A 19,488-nucleotide genomic window follows, 5' to 3' on the forward strand; every position below is an offset into this window, starting at 1 on the left:
ATGCGCCGCACACTTTCCAGCCTGCTGCTCGCCGCGGCGCTCTTCGCCTCCGGCTCCGCGTTCGCAGCCGCGCCATCGGCGCAGCCCGAAGCGCAGCCGCAGGCCGGCACCGCCGGGCCGAGCGTCGAGCCGTCGACCACGACGGAAATGCCCGCGCCCGCCGATCCGCCGTGGCGCACGATCGGCAGGCCCGACGCGCCGGTGACGATCATCGAGTACGCCTCGATGACCTGTCCGCACTGCGCGCACTTCCACGTCGAGGTGCTGCCCAAGCTGCGCAGCAGCTATATCGACAGCGGCAAGGTCCGGCTGGTGTTTCGCGACTATCCGCTCGACCGGCTCGCGCTCGCCGCCTCGATGGTCGCGCGCTGCGCGCCGGAGGAAAAGTCGATGGAGGTGACCTCCCGCCTGTTCCAGACGCAGCCGACCTGGGCCGCGTCCGAGGATCCGATCTCCGCCATCGCCGAGGTCGTCGCACCGTTCGGCCTGGACAAGGAAGCGGTCGAGGCCTGTGTGGAGAACGAGGACGTGGCCAGACCCGTGTTGGAACAGGCGATCTACGGGCAGGAGAAATTCCAGATCCGCTCGACGCCGAGCTTCCTCCTGAACGGTGAGGTCCTGGTCGGTAGCCAGTCGCCGGAAGCCTTCGCCGAGAAGATCGACGCCGCCCTGAAATGAGCGGGCACCGAGGCTTGCTCTAGCGGCTGTCAATCGCTAACCTACCATATCTAGTAAGCAGGAAGTGACGTGTCGAAGATCTGGATCGCACTGGGCGTTTTGCTGGTTGCCGTCGGCGTCGGGGCGGCCGCATTCCTCGGCGTCTTCGACCGCGCGCCGCCGGCCACCACGGCCGCCGGCCCGGCGGGAGCGCAGCGTGCGGCGGCGGTAGATCCAGAGATCGCGCCCGACGACCGCATCCTCGGCCAGCCGGACGCGCCGGTCACGATCATCGAATACGCGTCGCTCACCTGCCCGCACTGCGCGTCCTTCCACAAGGAAACCCTGCCGCAGCTGAAGTCGGAGTTCATCGACACCGGCAAGGTCAAGATGGTCTTCCGCGACTTCCCGCTCGACAAGATGGCGCTCTCCGCTGCCGGCCTCGCGCGCTGCATGCCGGCGGAGCGCTACTTCCCCTTCCTGTCGGTCCTGTTCGGCGCCCAGGCGAGCTGGGCGACGGCGGCCGATCCGATCGCGGCCCTCGCCCGCATCGGCAAGACCGGCGGCCTGTCCGAAGAGGAGGTCGCCCGCTGCACCTCGGCCGATGCCCACCTCGACACGGTGGTCGCCCAGCGCCTGGAAGGCGAGAAGCGCTACCAGATCCGCTCGACGCCCAGCTTCGTCATCGGCGGCAAGACCTATGGCGGCGCCCTGACGATCGACGAACTCCGGGAGATCCTGAAACCGCTCGTGCCATGATCAGCAACCGTCGACGGTGAGACAGTGCGCTTCCAGAAGCTGCGCCTCACGGGTTTCAAGTCCTTCGTCGAACCCACCGAACTCCTCATCGAGCCGGGGCTGACCGGCATCGTCGGCCCGAACGGCTGCGGCAAGTCCAACCTCGTCGAGGCGCTGCGCTGGGTGATGGGCGAAAGCTCCGCCAAGCAGATGCGCGGCAACGAAATGGACGACGTCATCTTCGGCGGCACGTCCCAGCGCCAGGCGCGCAGCTTCGCCGAGGTCGTGCTGCACATGGGCAACCACGAGCGCCTCGCCCCGGCCGCCTTCAACGACGCCGACGAACTGGAAGTCAGCCGCCGCATCGCCCGCGGCGACGGCTCGACCTATCGCGTCAACGGCAAGGAGGTCCGCGCCCGCGACGTCCAGCTGCTGTTCGCCGATGCCTCCACCGGCGCGCGCTCGACCGCGATGGTCAGCCAGGGTCAGATCGGCGCCTTTATCGCCGCCAAGCCCGAGCAGCGGCGCAGCGTGCTGGAAGAGGCGGCCGGCATCGGCGGCCTCTATTCCCGCCGGCACGAGGCGGAGCTGCGGCTGCGCAGCGCCGAGTCCAACCTCGACCGGCTGGACGACGTGGTCGCGACCCTGGAGCGCCAGCTCGAAGGCCTGAAGAAGCAGGTCAGGCAGGCCAGCCGCTACCGCCGCCTCAGCGACCTTATCCGTAAGGCCGAGGCCGCACTGCTGCAGGCCCGCTGGCTGCGCGCCCGCGCCGTCCTGGTGCGCGCATCGTCCGGCCTGCGCGACGCCGAGGCGGCCGTGGCCGAGAGGCTGCGCGAGCAGGCGGCCGCCGCGAACGGGCACCGCGAGGCAACCGCCCGCGTCCCACCGCTGCGCACCGCCGAACATGAAAAGGCGTCGGCGCTGCAGAAGCTGACGGCGCAGCGCGACAGCCTTGCGGCGGAGGAGCGGCGCGCCGCGGCCGACCTGCGCGCCTCCGCTGCCCGTCTCGCCGAGATCGAGCGCGACCTGGGCCGCGAACAGGCCCGTGCCGCCGACGGTGCGGCCGCACTGTCGCGCCTCGCCGCGGAGCGCGACGCGCTGACGGCGGCGGAGGCAGCCCATTCCGGCGACCGCGACCTCGCCGCGACCGCCGTCCGCTCCGCCGAGGCCGGCGTGGCCGAACTCGAGGGCCAGGCGGCCGAGGCGACGACCGCCCTCGCCCGCGCCGATGCCGACCGCGCCGCCGCCGCCCGGACGCGGCGCGACGCCGAGGATCGCCTGGCCCGCGTCCGCCGGCAGCACGAGCAGGCGGCCCGCGACCATGCCGCGGCCGCAGCCGACGCACCCGATCCGGCGGTGATCGCCCGCCTCGAGGCGACGGTGACCGAGGCGGAAGCCGCCGTCGCCGCGGCATCCGCCGACGCCGATGCGGCGACGCAGGCGGTCGCGGCGCAGCGCGGCGACGACCAGAAGGCGCGCGACGCCCTGCAGCGCGCCGAAACCGCCCTCGCCCGCAAGGCCGCCGAGGAGAAGGCGCTGGCCAGCGTGCTCGCTGCCGATGCCGGCAAGGGCGTCCGCCCGGTGGTCGACGATCTCGACGTCGAACAGGGATGGGAGGCGGCACTCGGCGCCGCACTCGGCGACGACCTGACCGTCGGCACGGATCCCCAGCGGCCGACCCATTGGCGCGGGCTGGATCCTCTGGACGACGGCCCCTCCCTGCCGGCAGGCGCCGAGCCGCTGGCGGCGCATGTCCGCGATGCCGGACCGCTCGTGCGGCGCCTCGGCCAGGTGGGCATCGTCGGCGACGCCGAGACCGCCGCGGCACTGCAGGCCGGACTGCGGCCCGGGCAGCGCCTCGTCACCCGCGACGGCGGCATGTGGCGCTGGGACGGCCTGACGCTGCGCCCCGGCGCACCCACCGCCGCCGCCCGCCGGCTGGAGCAGCGCAACCAGCTGGCCGGGATCCGCGCCGGCCTGCCGCCGCTCCGCGCGGCGGTCGACGAGGCACGGGCCGGACTCAAGTCGGTCCAGGACGCCGCCCAGGCGGCAGCCCAGGCCGAGCGCACGGCGCGGGAGGCGGCGCGTGCCGCCCAGGCGTCGCTCGACCGCACGCGGCGCGAACTCGCCGAACTGCAGAAGCGCGCCGGCGCACACGCCGCCCGCGTCGCCGGGCTGGAGGCGAGCCTCGCCCGCGTCGCCGCGGAACTGGCCGAGGCCGAGCAGGCTGCGACCGCCGCGGCCGCCGCCGCCGAGGCGATACCGGACCCGGGCCCGCTGCGCGAGCAGGCCGACCGCGCACGGACGGCGCTCGCCACCGCGCGGGACCGACTGGTCCGCGCCCGCGGCGACCTCGACCGGATCGCGCGCGAAGCCGATACGCGCCGCCGCCGCCTGCAGGCGATCGCCGAGGAGGAGCGCGCCTGGCACGACCGTGGCAGCGACGCCGGCGCCCAGACGGAAGCCCTGCAGGCGCGGCGCACCGCCGAGGCCGAGGCGCACGCCGCCCTGCTCGGCCGTCCGGAGGCGCTCGCAGCGGAGCGCGAGGCCCTGTCCGAGAAGATCCTCTGGGCAGATTCGCTGAAGCGCACCGCGGCCGAGGAACTGAAGGCCGCCGAGGCCGCGCTCGCCGCGGCGGAGACGCGCCAGCGCGAGGCCGAGACCGCGCTGGCCTCGGGCCGCGAGGATCGCATTCGTGCCGAAGCCGCACTGGAGCAGGCTCGCGGCGGCCTCGAAGCGGTGGTCGAGCGGATCCGCGAACGGCTGGACGTCGATCCGGAGGCGCTGACCGAACTCTCCGGCGCGCCCGATGCCGACATCGTCGCCGGCGAACTGCCCGCCGAGGACGAAGGGCTGGAATCGCGCCTCGAGAAGCTGGTGCGCGAGCGCGAGACGATGGGACCGGTCAACCTGCGGGCCGAGGTCGAAACGGAGGAACTGACCGAACAGCTCTCGACCATCCGTACCGAACGCGAAGACGTGCTCGCCGCGATCGCCAAGCTGCGCCGCGGCATCGGCGACCTGAACCGCGAGGGCCGCGCCCGCCTGGTCGCCGCTTTCGAACAGGTCAATGCCCACTTCCAGGAACTGTTCGTGCGCATGTTCGGCGGCGGCCGGGCCCATCTGGCCCTCACCGGCTCGGAGGATCCGCTGGAGGCCGGGCTGGAGATCATGGCGAGCCCGCCCGGTAAGAAGCTGCAGTCCCTGTCGCTCCTGTCCGGTGGCGAGCGCGCGCTGACGGCCCTGTCCTTGCTGTTCGCGGTGTTCCTGACCAACCCGGCACCGGTCTGCGTTCTCGACGAGGTCGACGCACCGCTCGACGACGCCAACGTCGACCGCTTCTGCACGGTGATCGAGGAGATCGCCGGGGCCACGGCGACGCGCTTCCTGCTGATCACCCACCACCGCCTGACCATGGCGCGGATGCATCGCCTGTTCGGCGTCACCATGGCCGAGCGCGGCGTCTCGCAGCTCGTCTCCGTCGACCTTGGGCAGGCCCCTGCGCTCCAGGCGGCCGAGTAGACCGACAGCCGGCGATCGCACGGCCGGTCGACCGTACGGACGGCGCGCGAATCGCGGCGCCCGGAACGAAAGTCGGTCTGCATGGTTCCGATGCGAGATCCGTCCGATTCACAAGGAGCCGCTCCATGACGACACCCGGGACCGACAAGCCCCACGCAGCCGACGCGGCGCACGCTGATGCGGCGCGCGCGAAAAGCACGCTTTCCCGGGAAGCGGAATCCGCCCGGGAGGAAGGCCGGCGCGCCGCCCGAACTGCCGGTGAGGAGGCTTCCCGCCTTACCGAAACGGCAAAGCAGCGGGCCGGCGAAGCCGTCGAGAACCAGAAGGAGACGATGGCGGACAGCATGGGCGACTTCGCCGCCGCCATCAGGAAAGCCTCCGATGAACTGGGCGGCCGCGACCAGTCGATGGCGGCCAGCATGGTGCGGGAGGTCGCCCATGGTCTCGAACAGGCGTCGCGGTCGATTCACGGCCAGAACGTCCAGGACCTGACCAGGTCCGTCGCGAGCTTCGCCCGACGCCAGCCGACGGCATTCCTCCTCGGCGCCACGCTCGCCGGCGTCGCGCTCGGCCGCTTCGTCCGGTCCTCCGGCGACCATCACCATGAAGGGCAGGGGCCAACCCGCGCCACACCGTCATCTGCGTCACCGACGACCCGTGAGGCTCACGAGGTTCACGGCACCGTTCCCGGCGCGGTGCCGAGCACCAGCCAGACCACCGTGGCGGGAGGCATCAATGGCGACTGAACCCCGTGAAAGCCGGTCCGTCCCGGAGCTGCTCGCGGACCTCATGCGCGAGACGACCGAGCTGTTCCGGACGGAAGGCCGCCTGATACGCGCGGAGATCTCCGACAAGATCACCCAGGTGCAGATCGGCGGCGGCTCCATCGCGGCGGGTGCCATGTGCCTGCTCGTCGCCCTGTTCGTCCTGTCGCAAGCCCTCGTCGTGGCCGTGGGTGAACTGATCGGTGACGCATGGGCGGCACTGCTGGTCGGTGTCGTCATCGCCGTTATCGGCGCTGCTCTGCTCATGAAGGGCCGCCGCGACCTGAGTCCCGACAACCTCACCCCCGACCGCACGTCCCACCAGCTGCGGCAGGACGGCAAGCTGGTCAAGGAGCAGACGCGATGAGCACCGATACCGAGCGCCTGGAACACGAGGCGGATACCCACCGAACCCGGGTGGACTCTACGCTGGACGAACTGCGCGCCCGCATGTCGGTCGGCCAGATAGTAGACGAGGCGTCGCGCTACCTCCGGGAGGGGCAGGGCGGCGACATGGTCCGCAACGTCGGCCGGCAGGTTCGCGACAATCCCCTTGCACTCGGCCTGATCGGCGCGGGGGTGGCGTGGCTGCTCGCCGGCGAGGGCGTTCGCGCCGAGGCCCGGCGCCTGACCCACCGGGACGACGATCTGCCGGACGACGACCTGCGGGGACATGATTGGGTGGAGGACGACTTCGCCCCCGGGACGGTCACGGACGGAACGTTCCCGCTCGACGATCCCGACGCGAGGCCTCACGGTTCTCCCGGCATCCATGGCGCGCGCATGGCCGGGTCGGCTTCCGCCTCCGCCACTGGCGGCTCGACCGGAGAGGGCATCAGCGACAAAGCCAAGTCCGCGGCATCGCGCGCCGGCTCGGCTTTGTCCGGCGCGGCATCCTCCACCGCCGACGCGGCGGAGCGCGTCGGTCGCTCCGCTTCCGGCGCGGTGAGTTCGGCCGGAGACGCGGTGCGCCGCTACGGGCACGACGCTACGGACGCTGCGGAGCGGGCCGGGAGCGGCGCCATGCGGGGGGCGCGCAGCGCCGGGCGCAGCGCCTATGGTGCCGGTCGGTACGCGCGCCGTTCGCTCGTCTCCTCGATCCAGGAAGAACCGTTGATTCTCGGCGGTGTCGCCCTGGCCATCGGTGCGGCCATCGGCGCATCCTTCCCCGCCACACGCCGGGAAGACGCGCTGATGGGCCCGGCCCGCGATCGTCTGCGCGACCAAGCCTATGACTACGGCCGGGACGCGGTCTCGCAAGGCGAGCGGGTCGCCGAACGCGCCTACGAGGCCGGCAGTGCCGAAGCCGACAGGAAGGGTCTCAAGCCTGGCGGCGATGGCGAGCAGGGGGAGACGCTGGCGCAGAAGGTGAGTGGCGTGGCGTCGACCGCCGCCGCTGCCGGCAGGGAGGAAGCCGGCAAGGAAGGCGGGCGCTGAAGCCTCCCGGCGGGCCGTTCAGACGGGATCGGTCCGCCAGTCCGGCAGGGGGATGACCCGGTAGGCTTCGCGGAGTGCCTCGGACCAGCTTTCGCGGATCATGCGAAAATACGGGTCGTCCTCGCCGATTCGGCGGCGGAGTTCGGCGTGGATGGCGCCGCGGCGCAGGACCATCAGGTCGATGGGCAGGCCCACCGTCAGGTTGCTGCGCAGGGTCGAGTCCATCGATATCAGCGCCAGCTTCACGCCGCCATAGAGCGGCGTGTCGAAGGTCACCGCCCGGTCAAGGATCGGCTTGCCGTATTTGTGCTCGCCGATCTGCAGGAACGGCGTGTCGGTCGTCGCCTCGATGAAGTTGCCGGCGGCGTAGATCTCGAACAGGCGAAGATTGCGCGTGGCGATCTGGCCGCCGAGCAGGAAGGAGACGTCGAAGCCGACGCCCTGCTCGCGCAGGGCGGCACCGTCCGTGTGATAGACCTGCCGCACGGCGGCCCCGACCAGCTGGGCGGCCTTGAACATGGTCGGCACGGTGTAGAGGGTGTCGGTACCGCCTGCGCCGTCGAGCCCTTCGCGGAGGAGCGTGGCGACCGACTGCGTGATCGCCAGGTTGCCCGCCGTCATCAGGCAGATCGACCGCTCGCCCGGCACCTCGAACTGGTGCATCTTGCCGAAGGTCGAGATGTGGTCGACGCCCGCATTGGTGCGGGTGTCGGACAGCATCACCAAGCCCTCGCTCAGTGTCAGCGCGACACAGTAGGTCATGATCGGTCTGGTGCCTCGGACGGTCTAACGGGAGCGCCTGTCTAGGCCCCCCGCGGCCGGGCCGTCTATCGGAGATAGAAGGCGTCGATCTCCTCGCCGAGCGCCGCCATGCGCTCCACGAAGTCCGTGAGGAACTCGTGGAGGCCGGTCTGGAACACGTCCTGCACCCTGCCGTAGCGCAGCCGGGCGTGCATGTCGCCCGCCATGCGATGGCATTCGCCGCGGCGGCCGCCATAGCTCTCCGACAGGAAATCCAGGCTGCGCGTGATCTGGCCGGTGCAGCTCACCAGGGAGCGCGGCATCTCCTGGCGCAGGATCAGCAGCTCGGCGATCAGCCAGGGCTTGAGCCGGTCGTTGAACACCCAGTGATAGGCGCGCAGGGCGGAGACCGAGCGCAGGATCGCCTGCCAGTGCGCGTAGTCGAGCGCACCGCCGACATTCTCGTGCTGCGGCAGCAGCACGTGATACTTCACGTCGAGGATCCTGGCGGTGTTGTCGGCCCGCTCGGTATGGGTGCCGAGCTGCACGAAGGCGTGCGCATCGTTGCGAAGCATGGTGTTCGTATAGGCACCGGCGAAGACCTGCGAGCGCTCCTTGATCCACTCCAGGAACGAGCCGACCTGGGCCGGCGACAGCTTCTCCGGCGCGATGTCGCGTGCCTGCAGCCACGTCTCGTTGAGCGCGTTCCACATGTCGACCGTCAGCGCCGTGCGCACGGCGCGGCCATTGCGCCGGGCGGTCTCGATGCAGGCCAGGATGCTCGACGGGTTGTCCCGGTCGCGCACCAGATAGTCGACGACGTTCTCGGCCGTCGCCTCCTGGTGCTTGGCGAAGAAGCCCGGCTCGCAGCCCGCCGCGATCAGGGTGGAGTGCCACTCGTTGCCCGGGTTGCCGAGCGACAGCGCCATGCTCGACATGCGGTGCCCGACCTGGACGATGCGGGCGATGTTTTCGGCACGTTCGATATAGCGTGCGATCCAGAACAGGCTGTCTGCGGTACGGCTGAGCATCATGCCTCCAGCACCCACGTGTCCTTGGTGCCGCCGCCCTGGCTGGAGTTGACCACCAGGGAGCCCTCGCGGAGGGCCACCCGCGTGAGGCCGCCCGGCACGATCCGCACGTCCTTGCCGTAGAGGACGAAGGGCCGGAGATCGACGTGCCGCGGCGCCACGCCGCTGTCGACATAGGTCGGGCAGGTCGAGAGCGCGAGCGTGGGCTGGGCGATGTAGTCGTCCGGATTGGCCTTCAGCTTGGCTGCGAACTCCGCGCGCTGCTCGGCCGTCGACGCCGGCCCGACGAGCATGCCGTAGCCGCCGCTGCCGCGTGTCTCCTTCACCACCAGCTTGTCGAGATTGTCCAGGACGTAGGAGAGCTCGGAGGGGTCGTTGCAGACATGCGTCGGCACGTTCTTCAGCAGCGGTTCCTCGCCCAGATAGAAGCGGATCATGTCGGGCACGTAAGGATAGACCGACTTGTCGTCGGCGATGCCCGTGCCGATCGCGTTCGCCAGCGTCACGTTGCCGTTCCGGTAGGCCTGGAACAGGCCCGGCGTGCCGAGCGCGGAATCGGCCCGAAAGGCCTCCGGGTCGAGGAAGTCGTCGTCGACACGGCGGTAGATGACGTCCACCCGACGCGGGCCCTCGGTCGTGCGCATGTGCACGACGCCGTTCTGGATGAACAGGTCGCGTCCCTCGACCAGTTCGACGCCCATCTCGTCGGCGAGGAAGGAGTGCTCGTAGTAGGCGCTGTTGTAGGAGCCGGGGGTCATCACAACGACCGTCGGCTCGCCCGGACAGTTGCGCGGCGCCACCGACTTCAGCGTCTCCAGCAGCTCCTCGGGATAGTGAGCGACGGGCGCGATGCGGTGGCGGGCGAACAGTTCGGGGAAGAGCTGCATCATCGCCTCGCGGTTCTCCAGCATATAGGAGACCCCGGAGGGCGTGCGGCAATTGTCTTCCAGGACGAAGAACTCCTCCGGTCCGACGCGCACGATGTCGATACCGGCGATGTGGGTATAGACGTCCGCGGCGGGGGCGAAGCCCTGCATCTCGGGCCGGTAGCTCTCGTTGCGCAGGATCAGTTTCTCCGGCACCTTTCCGGCCCGGAAGATGTCGCGGTCGTGATAGACGTCGCGCAGGAACAGGTTGAGCGCCCGGACGCGCTGCTCGAGACCGCGGGACAGGAAACTCCACTCCGCCTGGTCGAGCATGCGCGGGATGATGTCGAAAGGGATCAGCCGCTCCGGATCGCCGCCTTCGGTATACACGGCGAAGGTGATGCCGACCCGGCGGAACAGCAGTTCCGCCTCACGCCGTTTCAGATTCAACAGCTCCGGCGCCGAGCCGTCGAGCCATTCCCGCACGAGCCTGTATTGCGGCCTGAGCCCCTCTGGGCCCGTCATCTCGTCGAATGGCGTCGTCGTCATTCCAGGTCATCCGGCTGCGGATCGGTGTCAGGTTACAGCAAGCGGGGCCACCCGCAACGGCACCGGCGCTCAGGCATCGGCCGTCAGTGCCACGGGAGGATCCAGCCGCAACCCTTCTTCCGCGACCCGGATGCACCGGGTCGAATGGTGCGGCTCCACGGTCGCCAATGGAGGAACGCCCGCGGAGCAGCGCGGTTCGGCGTAACGGCAGCGCGGGGCGAAGGCGCAGGCGTCCGGAAGGGCGCGCAGATCGGGCGGCATGCCGGGGATCGCGTCGAGCCGGCGGCCGCGCATCGAGCCGTGGACCGTCGAAGAGAGCAGGCCCTCGGTGTAGGGGTGGCGCGGCCGCTCGATGACGTCGACGACGGGGCCGGTCTCGATGAAGCGGCCGCCATACATGACGGCGATGCGGTCGGAGATCTCGGCCGCGACGCCGACGTCGTGCGTCACGAAGATCACCGCCATGCCCATCTCGCGCTGCAGCTCGCGCAGCAGCAGGATGATCTGGATCTGCACCGTCACGTCGAGCGCCGTCGTCGGCTCGTCCGCGAGCAGCAGCTTCGGACTGCAGCAGAGGGCGAGCGCGATCATCGCACGCTGGCGCATGCCGCCGGACATCTCGTGCGGGTAGGCCTGCAGCCGGCGGGCCGCCGACGGGATCTGCACCAGTTCGAGCAGTTCCCTGGCACGCTTCATCCCGTCCGCGCGCGAGGTCCCCTGGTGGCGCATCACCGTCTCGGCGATCTGCTCGCCGATGGTGAAGACGGGGTCGAGCGCGATCATCGGCTCCTGGAAGATCATCGCGGCGCGGGCGCCGCGGACCTTCTCCATCTCCGAGCGCGACAGCCGGACGAGGTCCTTGCCTTCGAAGTCGACGCGGCCGGAGATGTCGGTCCGGCCCTCCGGCAGCAGCCCGATCAGGGCCCGCAGGGTGACGCTCTTGCCCGAGCCGGACTCGCCGAGGATGCCCAGCACCTGGCCTTCGGCAAGGTCGAAGCCGACGTCGCTGACGGCGGCGACCGTGCCCTCGCGGGTGCGGAAGCGGACGGTCAGGCCGTCGACGGAGAGGAGCGGGGGGGGCTGGTTCACGGTCTGGGTCATGGCCGCCTCACGCCGCCGCCGCGATGGCGCGGCTGTGGCCGGAGCCGGGCTCGCACATGTGGCAGGCGACCCGCTGCGGGATGCCGAGCGCCGGATGGCTCGCCAGGCGCGGCGGCGTCGATGCGCAGACGGCCTCGGCGAAGGCGCAGCGGGTGCGGAAGCGGCAGCCGGACGGCGGCTCGACCGGGTTCGGTGGGTCGCCGGTGAGCGGCGCCTCCATGGTCTTGTTCCGCGGGTTCATCGACGGCATCGCCGACAGCAGCGCCTTGGTGTACGGGTGTTTCGGCGCCTTGTAGATCGCCTCGGCCGGACCGATCTCGACGATCTTGCCGAGATACATGACCATCACCCGGTCGCTGATGTACTGCACGACGTTCAGGTCGTGGCTGATGAAGACGTAGGTGAGATCGAACTCCTCCTTCAGATCGAGCAGCAGGTTCAGGACCTGCGCCTCGACCGACTTGTCGAGCGCCGACACCGCCTCGTCGAGCACGACGATGCGCGGTTCCAGCGCCATCGCCCGGGCGATGTTCACCCGCTGGCGCTGACCGCCGGACAGTTCGTGGCTGTAGCGGCCGGCGAACATGTCCGGGTCGAGGCCGACCTGACCCAGCAGCTTCGTCGCCCGCAGCATCGCCTCGGTCTTTGACACGCCCTGCACCATCGGGCCGAAGGCGATCGAGAGGGCGATCGGCAGCCGCGGGTTCAGCGACGCGTAGGAATCCTGGAAGACCATCTGCATGTGCTTGTAGAGCTCACGCACCGGGATCCCGTCGGCGCGCGCCACCGTGCGGCCGTCGTAGATCACCTCGCCCTGGTCGGGTTCAAGCAGGTGCATCAGCAGGCGCGCCGTCGTCGACTTGCCGCAGCCGGACTCGCCGACGATGCCCAGGGTCTCGCCCTTGATGACCTCGAAGCTGATGTCGTCCACGGCCTGCACCACCTGGCGGCGGCGGTCGAGCAGGCCCTTCTTGAGGGGGAAATGCTTGCGGAGGTCGTTGACGACCAGCAGGGGCTTGTCGGCACGGTCTCGCCGGGCCGCTGCGGCAGTCTTGGTGGCGCTGGCTTCCATGAGGTTGTTCCCGGGACCTAGAGGCGGACGTCCATGGCCTGTCGCAGGCCGTCGCTCATCAGGTTGAAGCACATCGAGGTGATGAAGATCGCGACACCCGGCAGGGCGGCGATGATCGGGTTCACCCAGAGCGCCTGGCGGAGATTGTTGAGCATCAGCCCCCATTCGGCATCGGGCGGCGTCACGCCGAGGCCGAGGAAACTGAGGCCGGCCGCCAGGATGATCGAGATCGAGATCAGGCTGGTGGCGTAGACGAGGATCGAGCCCAGCACGTTGTTGAGGACGTGGTAGCGCATGATCGTCAGCGGACCGGCGCCGCTCGTCCGCGCCGCATCGACGAAGTCCAGCGAGCGGACCTGGGTGGTCATCGTCTCGGAGATGCGCACGATCGGCGGAATGAACGTGATCGTGAGCGCGAGGATGGTGTTGAACAGCCCCGCACCCAGAATGCCGGTGATGGCGATCGCCAGCAGGATCGACGGAAAGGCGTAGAGCACGTCCATGCTGCGCATGATCAGCGTGTTGACCCAGCCGCGGAAATAGCCGGCGACGATGCCGAGAAAGCCGCCGATCAGCAGGGCGAACAGCACGGGCAGCACGCCGGAGAGCAGCGTCAGCCGGGCGCCGTAGACGAGGCGGCTGAGGATGTCGCGGCCGGTCTCGTCGGTGCCGAGGATGTGCCCCTTGTAGCCGAAGTCCTTGAGCCGGCCGATGATCGAGCCCTTCAGCGGGTCGTGCGTGGCGACCCACGGCGCGAAGATCGCGACGAGGACGATCGACAGCAGGACGGCGGTCACCAGCAGGGTGATCTTGTCCTCGCGCAGGCGCTCCCACACGCGCTGCCAGTAGCCCTTGCCCTGCTTCGCCCGCTTCAGCGCGACGCTCGGGTCGATCGCGGTGGCGGCCGCATTTGCCTTGATGCTCATGGTCAGCGCCGCATCCGCGGATCGATCACCGCCTGCAGGATGTCGACGGCAATGTTGATGACGACGAAGATTGTCGCCAGGACGAGGATCGTCGCCGACAGGACGGCGACGTCCCGCCGGAAGATCGCGAGGTTCATCAGGTTGCCGGACCCAGGCCAGTTGAAGACGGTCTCGACCAGGATGGAGCCGCCGAGGAGGTAGCCGAACTGGAGGCCCATCAGCGCCAGCGCCGGAGGCGCTGCGTTCTTCATGACGTGGAAGAGGACGCGGCGGCTGCGCAGGCCCTTGGCGTGCAGCGTCGAGACGAACTCCTGGTTGATGATCTCCAGCACGGTGGCGCGGACCAGCCGGCTGATGACGCCCATCGGGATCAGCGAGAGGGTGACGACCGGCAGGATCAGGTGCTTCACCTGCTCCCAGCTCGCCGGGAAGCCGGGCGGCCCCATGCCCTGCGCCGGAAGCATGTTCCAGATCACCGCGAAGATTGCGACCAGGACGATGCCGACCCAGTAGTGCGGCAGGCTGACCCCGGTGATGGCGAGCGCGGAGAAGAAGCGGTCGAGCCAGGTGCCGTGGTTGAAGGCCGCCAGTCCGCCGAGGATCACGCCAAGGCTGCAGCCGAGGATCGCCGCGGGGACGGCCAGCTTCAGCGTGTTCCCCAGCGCGCCGAACAGTTCCGGCCCGACCGCGCGGTTGGTGAAGGCGGAAACGCCGAGGTCGCCCTGCAGGATGTTGCCGACCCAGAGCAGGTACTGGACGTGCACCGGCTTATCGAGGCCGAACTTGGCGCGCAGGATGTCCGCGACCTCCTTCGGCGCCTCGGGTGGGATCAGGATGTCGGCGACGTCGCCCGGCGCGAGCTGCATGAGGCCGAACACGACGATGGACACGCCGAGCAGGATGGGGATGGCGTAGAGAATGCGCCGGATGGCGAAGGTCAGCATTGGCGTCGGCTCGGCGGTTCCGGTCGGCCTTGCGGCCCGGATGGCAGGGCGGAACGTCGGGGAAGCAGTCGGCGGGAGGGCGGTCGGAACCGCCCTCCCGGCGCGGCCGCTACTTCTTCATCGAGACCGTGGTCAGGTCCTGGAACCAGCTCTGGGCCGAGACGAAGCCCTGTACGTCCTTGGTCATGGCGCGCGGGTTGAGGTCATGGACGACCCAAAGCCAGGGCGCGTCGTCGACCAGGATCTCGTTCAGGCGCGGCAGGTTCTTCAGCATCACCGACTGGTCCGTCGACGTCTGGATCTCGCTCAGCAGCGTGTCGAACTCGTCGTTCTTCCAGTGCCCCCAGTTCGAGCCGTTCGGGGCGAAGTTGGCCGACCAGAACCAGCGCGCCATCTGCGCGATGTCGGACGAGACGAGGCTGATGTTGAGCGCGTCTGAACCGAGCGCCTGGCTGCCGGTCGGATCGTTGCGGAACGCGACCAGCACCGTGCCCCATTCGACGACCTCGAAGCTGACGTCGAACCAGCATTCCGCCAGGGTCTGCTGCAGGAACTCGTTCATCGGCAGCGGCTGCATCTGCCCGGAACCGCTGGTCGAGATCATGACCTTGACCTTGGCCGGCTTGTCCGCGCTGTAGCCCGCCTCCTTCATCAGGGCCTTCGCCTTGTCGGGCTCGAAGCCGTAGGCGTTCTTCGGCTTGCCGAAGTTGGGGTCGACCTTCTTGTAGAAGCCCACCGACGGCTCCGCCGTGCCGTTGAGGAGTTCCGACATGCCGTCACGGTCGACGCAGTAGTTCGCCGCCTGCCGCACCTTCAGATCCTTGAAGGGCGAATCGGCCTTGCCGATGTTCAGCACCCACGGCCAGACGTGCGGATAGCTGTTGGTGACGATGTCGAAGCCGGCGCCCTTCAGGCTGGGGATCGCGTCCGGCGGCGGCACCTCGATCCAGTCGACCTGCCCGGAGCGGAGGGCGGCGAGACGGGTCGTCGCCTCGGGCATCGGATAGAGGATCAGCTTGTCCAGCTTCGCCTTGTGCGCCGCGTCCCAGTAGTCGTCGTTCCGCTCCATCGTGACGCTGACGCGGGGCTGAAAGTCGACGATCTTGAAGGCGCCGGTGCCGGCGGGCGCCGCCGCGAACTTCGCCCAGTCCTTGCCGACCTTGTCGAACTGCGTCGGGCTGGCGAACAGGATGTAGGGGGCGAGGTAGGGGAAATAGCTGAGCGGTTTGTCGGTGGTGATCTCCAGCGTGTGGGCGTCGACCTTCTTCCAGCTCTTCACGTTGGGCACGCGGCCGCGCACGATGGCGCCGCCCTGCGTCTCCGCCTGCGGCGACTTGGGATCGTAGAACCGTTCGAGGTTCCAGATCACCGCGTCGGCGTCGAAGGCGGAACCGTCGTGGAACTTGACCCCCTTGCGGAGATTGAAGGTCCACTTCGTCGGGTCGTCCTTGCTCTGCGACCAGCTTTCGGCGAGGCCGGGCTTGATGTCGGCGACCTTGTCGGCGCTCGACAGGTCCCACATCACGAGCGCCTCGAACACCGGATAGCCGAGGAAGCGCATGCCCTCGTAGCCGTTGTTCGGCATGCCCGTCGTGGTCGGCACGTCGGCCGCCGTCATCGCGATGCGCAGGGTGCCTGCGGCTTGGGCAGCACCTGCTCCGAAAGCCATCATCATCGCACCGAGTGCGACGCCGCGCGCGATCCTGAACCTCGTCTTCATTCCATGCTCCCGTTCGTGATGCCCGACGGGCTCAGGAGAGATCGCCCGGCCCGTTCTTGACGGCTCGTCTTCCTGAGCCCCTATGCCCGAAATCGATGCAAGGCCGGGGCCATGCCGATGCATCGGGCAGATGCGAGGCCTTCAGAGGGCCGCTCTGACCGATACTGGGCAGGGTGCTGTATTTTTGCGCACCCGTCAGCCGGAAAGCGCGCACGACCGAACTTCCCATGGCATCCGTCTTGCTTCTTGATTGGCGGTCGAAACCGTCCCGACGCGCAAGGGACCTCGGCCGAGGAGGATAGAGTGACGCAGTCCGACAGAACGAGCTTCGACGCCTTCGCCGCACGCATCCGGGCGCTTGGCTTCGATCCGCCGCCCGCCAACCTGGAGGAAATGTTCGCGGCGATGCCGCACCTCGAGGCCATGCGGGCGCGTCTGCGGCGTCCCTACACCTATGCCGACGAACCCGCGCACGTCTTCCGGCCCGAGGGGGGCGATCGATGAGCGCCCCCCTTCATCAACTCACGATCGCGGAAGCCGCACCGCTGATCGAGCGCCGGGAACTGTCGCCCGTCGACTTGACCGAGGCGTTCCTCGCACGGATCGAGGCGGTCAATCCGAAGCTCGACGCTTTCGTCTGCGTGACGCCGGACCGTGCGCGGGCCGATGCCCGCCGCGCCGCCGACGAGATCGCCGCCGGCAACTATCGCGGACCGCTGCACGGCATCCCTGTCGGCATCAAGGACATCTACGACACGGCCGGCATCCTTACGACCTGCCATTCCCACGTCCATGCCGACCGCGTGCCCGAGCGCGACGCGCGCAGCGTCGAGATGCTGCGCGACGCGGGTGCCGTCATGCTGGGCAAGCTGGCGACGCACGAGTTCGCATTCGGCGGGCCGTCCTGGGACCTGCCGTTCCCGCCGGCGCGCAACCCGTGGGATCCGACCCGCTTCACCGGCGGCTCGTCGAGCGGCTCGGGTGCCGCCACCGCCGGCGGCCTCGCGATGGCGGCGATGGGCAGCGACACGGCGGGCTCGATCCGCATGCCGGCGCATTTCTGCGGCGTCGCCGGCATCAAGCCGACCTATGGCCGCGTGTCGCGCCGCGGCGTGGCGCCGCTCGCCTATTCGCTCGACCATTGCGGCCCGCTCGCCTGGACGGCGCACGACTGCGCGCTGGTCATGCAGGCGGTCGCCGGCTTCGACCCGGCCGACCCCGGCTCCGCCGACCGCCCCGTTCCGGACTATGCGGCTGCACTCGACGGCGACCTGAAGGGTATGAGGATCGGCGTGGTCCGGCACTTCTACGACGGCGATGACCACGCCGATGCCGACGTGAAGGGTGCCATGGACGGCGCTCTCGCGGCTTTCGCGGGCATGGGGGCCACGGTCGAGGATGTCCGCCTGTCGCCGCTGCAGGACTTCCACGCCTGCGGCATGACCATCATGCTGTCCGAGGCCTTCGCCATCCACGAGCCCGTCCTGAAGACGACGCCGGAGAAGTACGGCGAGATCTTCCGCGACCGCATGATGATCAGCGGCCTGCTGACCAGCGCCGACTATGTGCAGGCCCTGCGCATGCGCCGCCAGCTGACGGCGGAGGTCGACGCGATGCTGGCGCGCTACGACGTGCTCGTCACCGCCAGCGGCTGGACCCCGGCGCCGGAACTCGGCCACGTGCCGAAATTCTACCTGTTCGAGAGAGCACTGCTGACCATGCCGTTCGACGTCAGCGGACATCCGGCGATGACCGTCTGCAACGGCTTCTCGCCCGCCGGCCTGCCCGTCGGCATGCAGATCGTCGGCGCGGCCTTCGCCGACGCCACGGTGCTGCGGGTCGGCGACGCCTACGAGCGCGCGACCGCGTGGCGGTCGCGCCGCCCGCAGATCTGAAAACCCGGCCGGTTCCGCGTGCTGGGGCCGGCCGCACACCACCGGAAGAGGCGCCCATGCATCCGTTCAGCCTGTCCGAGCAGACCGTCGCCCGCATGGTGGCGAAACAGGGCCGCGCCCACACGATCGAGCATGTCGTGCCGGCGCGGACGGCGCTGATCGTCGTCGACATGCAGAACTATTTCATGGCGCCGGGACAGCAGTTCGAGACGCCGACGGCGCGGGCGATCGTGCCGAACGTCAACCGCCTCGCGCGGGCGCTGCGCGATGCCGGGGGCAGCGTCGTGTGGATCGAGAACGTCGCGACCACCGACCGCGACGGCGACGTCTGGCCCTCCTACGCCGAACGCTACGTGCCGGAGCAGTGGGCGCGCCGTCGCGACTCGCTGACCCCGGGGAATTTCGGCTTCGAGCTCTGGCCGGAGCTCGACGTGCGGCCCGGCGACATGCGCGTGCGGAAGAACCGCTTCAGCGCCTTCTCGCCCGGCGCGTCGGACCTCGCGGCGCGGCTGCGGGCCGCGTCGATCGACACGCTCCTGGTGACGGGCGTCGCCACCAACATCTGCTGCGAGACGACCGCGCGCGACGGCATGATGCTGGACTTCACCGTCGGCATGGTCTCCGACGGGTGCGCCGCGCCGGGCGACGACCTGCACGCGAACGCCCTGACGAACTTCTACCTCACCTTCGGCGACGTCCAGACGACGGCGGCGTACTGCGCCTTGCTGGCACAGGTCCGGCGCGGCGCGGCCTGACCGTCGACGTCCTTCGTGAACCGCCAGCAGGATCCGCGCCCATGCACCCCTACCGCCTCGCCGACGACCTGAAGGCGCGCGTCGCGGCCCGTCAGGGACGGCCGCACACGATCGACCGGCTGGACCCGGCGCGGACCGCCCTCGTCGTCGTGGACATGCAGAACTACTACATGGCGCCGGGCCAACAGTCGGAGACGCCGGAGGCGCGCGCGATCGTGCCCAACATCAACCGCCTGGCCGCGGCTCTGCGCGAGGCCGGCGGGACGGTCTTCTGGATCGAGAATCTCGGACCCCTCGGCGACGACGTCTGGCCCTCCTACGCCGAGCGCGGCACGCCCGAGAGGTGGGAGAACCGCACGCGGTCCCTGACTCCCGGCGACGTCGGCTACGCCCTCTGGCCCGACCTCGACATCCGCGCGGACGACATGCGCGTCGTGAAGAAACGCTTCAGCGCCTTCACCGAGGGCGCTTCGGATCTCGATGGGCGGTTGCGGCAGGCCGGCATCGACACGCTGCTGGTCACGGGCGTCGCCACCAACGTCTGCTGCGAGTCGACCGCCCGCGACGCGATGATGCTGGGCTTCCGCGTCGCCATGGTCTCCGACGGCTGCGCCGGCTTCAGCGACGCTCAGCACGCCGCCACCCTGGACAACTTCTACCTCTTTTTCGGCGACGTGCAGACGACGGACGAACTGTGTGCGCTGCTTTGAGCTGCGGATCGGCGGCTGCGGCCGGGGCGCTACAGTAGCGCTCACTCCGCGGTTGCCGCC

General features: G+C 69.6%; 18 protein-coding genes. 10 read left to right on the forward strand and 8 right to left on the reverse strand.

Annotation, left to right across the window (positions count from 1 at the left end; translation table 11 throughout):
- The 6 genes from ABIE65_RS07595 to ABIE65_RS07620 all read left to right on the forward strand — a co-directional run bounded on the left by ABIE65_RS07595 (position 1) and on the right by ABIE65_RS07620 (position 7,118).
- Complete coding sequence (locus tag ABIE65_RS07595; RefSeq protein ID WP_354076809.1) at positions 1–678, forward strand: DsbA family protein; 678 nt, start codon at positions 1–3, stop codon at positions 676–678.
- 69 nt (positions 679–747) lie between these two features.
- Positions 748–1,416: a DsbA family protein gene (locus ABIE65_RS07600; RefSeq protein ID WP_354076811.1), complete on the forward strand. Its 669-nt coding sequence runs from the start codon at positions 748–750 to the stop codon at positions 1,414–1,416.
- Between the two features lie 24 nt (positions 1,417–1,440).
- Positions 1,441–4,917, forward strand: a complete 3,477-nt coding sequence (locus ABIE65_RS07605) for a chromosome segregation SMC family protein (RefSeq protein ID WP_354076812.1) — start codon at positions 1,441–1,443, stop codon at positions 4,915–4,917.
- A gap of 125 nt (positions 4,918–5,042) precedes the next feature.
- A complete protein-coding gene (locus ABIE65_RS07610) occupies positions 5,043–5,663 on the forward strand; it encodes a hypothetical protein (RefSeq protein WP_354076813.1) in 621 nt (206 codons plus the stop codon).
- On the forward strand, positions 5,653–6,048 hold the full coding sequence (locus ABIE65_RS07615; protein WP_354076815.1) for a phage holin family protein: 396 nt from the start codon (positions 5,653–5,655) through the stop codon (positions 6,046–6,048). The genes ABIE65_RS07610 and ABIE65_RS07615 overlap by 11 nt, the downstream gene beginning before the upstream one ends.
- Entirely contained in the window at positions 6,045–7,118 is a 1,074-nt protein-coding gene (locus ABIE65_RS07620) for a DUF3618 domain-containing protein (RefSeq protein WP_354076816.1), read from the forward strand. The genes ABIE65_RS07615 and ABIE65_RS07620 overlap by 4 nt, the downstream gene beginning before the upstream one ends.
- Before the next feature lie 18 nt (positions 7,119–7,136).
- On the opposite strand, the gene ABIE65_RS07625 is transcribed toward ABIE65_RS07620, so the two are convergent.
- From ABIE65_RS07625 to ABIE65_RS07660, 8 genes are all read right to left on the reverse strand, one after another.
- On the reverse strand, positions 7,137–7,880 hold the full coding sequence (locus ABIE65_RS07625) for a proteasome-type protease (protein ID WP_354076817.1): 744 nt from the start codon (positions 7,878–7,880) through the stop codon (positions 7,137–7,139).
- Positions 7,881–7,945: 65 nt separating this feature from the next.
- Entirely contained in the window at positions 7,946–8,890 is a 945-nt protein-coding gene (locus ABIE65_RS07630) for an alpha-E domain-containing protein (RefSeq protein WP_354076819.1), read from the reverse strand.
- Positions 8,890–10,305, reverse strand: a complete 1,416-nt coding sequence (locus ABIE65_RS07635) for a circularly permuted type 2 ATP-grasp protein (protein ID WP_354076821.1) — start codon at positions 10,303–10,305, stop codon at positions 8,890–8,892. The genes ABIE65_RS07630 and ABIE65_RS07635 overlap by 1 nt, the downstream gene beginning before the upstream one ends.
- Positions 10,306–10,374: 69 nt before the next feature.
- On the reverse strand, positions 10,375–11,406 hold the full coding sequence (locus ABIE65_RS07640; RefSeq protein ID WP_354076823.1) for an ABC transporter ATP-binding protein: 1,032 nt from the start codon (positions 11,404–11,406) through the stop codon (positions 10,375–10,377).
- A gap of 7 nt (positions 11,407–11,413) precedes the next feature.
- On the reverse strand, positions 11,414–12,478 hold the full coding sequence (locus ABIE65_RS07645; RefSeq protein ID WP_354076824.1) for an ABC transporter ATP-binding protein: 1,065 nt from the start codon (positions 12,476–12,478) through the stop codon (positions 11,414–11,416).
- 17 nt (positions 12,479–12,495) lie between these two features.
- Positions 12,496–13,404: an ABC transporter permease gene (locus ABIE65_RS07650; protein WP_354076826.1), complete on the reverse strand. Its 909-nt coding sequence runs from the start codon at positions 13,402–13,404 to the stop codon at positions 12,496–12,498.
- A gap of 2 nt (positions 13,405–13,406) precedes the next feature.
- Positions 13,407–14,348 carry an ABC transporter permease gene (locus ABIE65_RS07655; protein ID WP_354076827.1) on the reverse strand — a complete coding sequence of 314 codons (942 nt, stop codon included), beginning with the start codon at positions 14,346–14,348 and terminating at the stop codon, positions 13,407–13,409.
- Between the two features lie 109 nt (positions 14,349–14,457).
- Positions 14,458–16,068 carry an ABC transporter substrate-binding protein gene (locus ABIE65_RS07660; RefSeq protein WP_354076829.1) on the reverse strand — a complete coding sequence of 537 codons (1,611 nt, stop codon included), beginning with the start codon at positions 16,066–16,068 and terminating at the stop codon, positions 14,458–14,460.
- Between the two features lie 303 nt (positions 16,069–16,371).
- On the opposite strand from ABIE65_RS07660, the gene ABIE65_RS07665 reads away from it, so the two are divergent.
- The 4 genes from ABIE65_RS07665 to ABIE65_RS07680 are packed head-to-tail and all read left to right on the forward strand — an operon-like array spanning position 16,372 to position 19,428.
- Positions 16,372–16,572, forward strand: a complete 201-nt coding sequence (locus ABIE65_RS07665) for a hypothetical protein (protein WP_354076831.1) — start codon at positions 16,372–16,374, stop codon at positions 16,570–16,572.
- On the forward strand, positions 16,569–17,963 hold the full coding sequence (locus tag ABIE65_RS07670; protein ID WP_354076833.1) for an amidase: 1,395 nt from the start codon (positions 16,569–16,571) through the stop codon (positions 17,961–17,963). The genes ABIE65_RS07665 and ABIE65_RS07670 overlap by 4 nt, the downstream gene beginning before the upstream one ends.
- A gap of 56 nt (positions 17,964–18,019) precedes the next feature.
- Positions 18,020–18,718, forward strand: a complete 699-nt coding sequence (locus ABIE65_RS07675; RefSeq protein ID WP_354076835.1) for an isochorismatase family protein — start codon at positions 18,020–18,022, stop codon at positions 18,716–18,718.
- Positions 18,719–18,759: 41 nt separating this feature from the next.
- The gene (locus tag ABIE65_RS07680; protein WP_354076837.1) at positions 18,760–19,428 is read left to right on the forward strand and encodes an isochorismatase family protein; all 669 of its coding nucleotides are present in this window, start codon (positions 18,760–18,762) and stop codon (positions 19,426–19,428) included.
- The last annotated feature ends 60 nt before the right edge of the window (positions 19,429–19,488 follow it).

Origin of the sequence: Constrictibacter sp. MBR-5, assembly GCF_040549485.1 — a bacterium.
Classification (GTDB): domain Bacteria; phylum Pseudomonadota; class Alphaproteobacteria; order JAJUGE01; family JAJUGE01; genus Constrictibacter.

Bases quoted from the DNA above. Each gene is read 5' to 3' on its own strand.
- ABIE65_RS07655 (WP_354076827.1), bottom strand. From the start codon at position 14,348: ATGCTGACCTTCGCCATCCGGCGCATTCTCTACGCCATCCCCATCCTG.
- ABIE65_RS07595 (WP_354076809.1), top strand. From the start codon at position 1: ATGCGCCGCACACTTTCCAGCCTGCTGCTCGCCGCGGCGCTCTTCGCC.
- ABIE65_RS07650 (WP_354076826.1), bottom strand. From the start codon at position 13,404: ATGAGCATCAAGGCAAATGCGGCCGCCACCGCGATCGACCCGAGCGTC.
- ABIE65_RS07635 (WP_354076821.1), bottom strand. From the start codon at position 10,305: ATGACGACGACGCCATTCGACGAGATGACGGGCCCAGAGGGGCTCAGG.
- ABIE65_RS07630 (WP_354076819.1), bottom strand. From the start codon at position 8,890: ATGCTCAGCCGTACCGCAGACAGCCTGTTCTGGATCGCACGCTATATC.
- ABIE65_RS07660 (WP_354076829.1), bottom strand. From the start codon at position 16,068: ATGAAGACGAGGTTCAGGATCGCGCGCGGCGTCGCACTCGGTGCGATG.
- ABIE65_RS07675 (WP_354076835.1), top strand. From the start codon at position 18,020: ATGCATCCGTTCAGCCTGTCCGAGCAGACCGTCGCCCGCATGGTGGCG.
- ABIE65_RS07625 (WP_354076817.1), bottom strand. From the start codon at position 7,880: ATGACCTACTGTGTCGCGCTGACACTGAGCGAGGGCTTGGTGATGCTG.
- ABIE65_RS07645 (WP_354076824.1), bottom strand. From the start codon at position 12,478: ATGGAAGCCAGCGCCACCAAGACTGCCGCAGCGGCCCGGCGAGACCGT.
- ABIE65_RS07670 (WP_354076833.1), top strand. From the start codon at position 16,569: ATGAGCGCCCCCCTTCATCAACTCACGATCGCGGAAGCCGCACCGCTG.
- ABIE65_RS07610 (WP_354076813.1), top strand. From the start codon at position 5,043: ATGACGACACCCGGGACCGACAAGCCCCACGCAGCCGACGCGGCGCAC.
- ABIE65_RS07615 (WP_354076815.1), top strand. From the start codon at position 5,653: ATGGCGACTGAACCCCGTGAAAGCCGGTCCGTCCCGGAGCTGCTCGCG.
- ABIE65_RS07680 (WP_354076837.1), top strand. From the start codon at position 18,760: ATGCACCCCTACCGCCTCGCCGACGACCTGAAGGCGCGCGTCGCGGCC.
- ABIE65_RS07640 (WP_354076823.1), bottom strand. From the start codon at position 11,406: ATGACCCAGACCGTGAACCAGCCCCCCCCGCTCCTCTCCGTCGACGGC.
- ABIE65_RS07620 (WP_354076816.1), top strand. From the start codon at position 6,045: ATGAGCACCGATACCGAGCGCCTGGAACACGAGGCGGATACCCACCGA.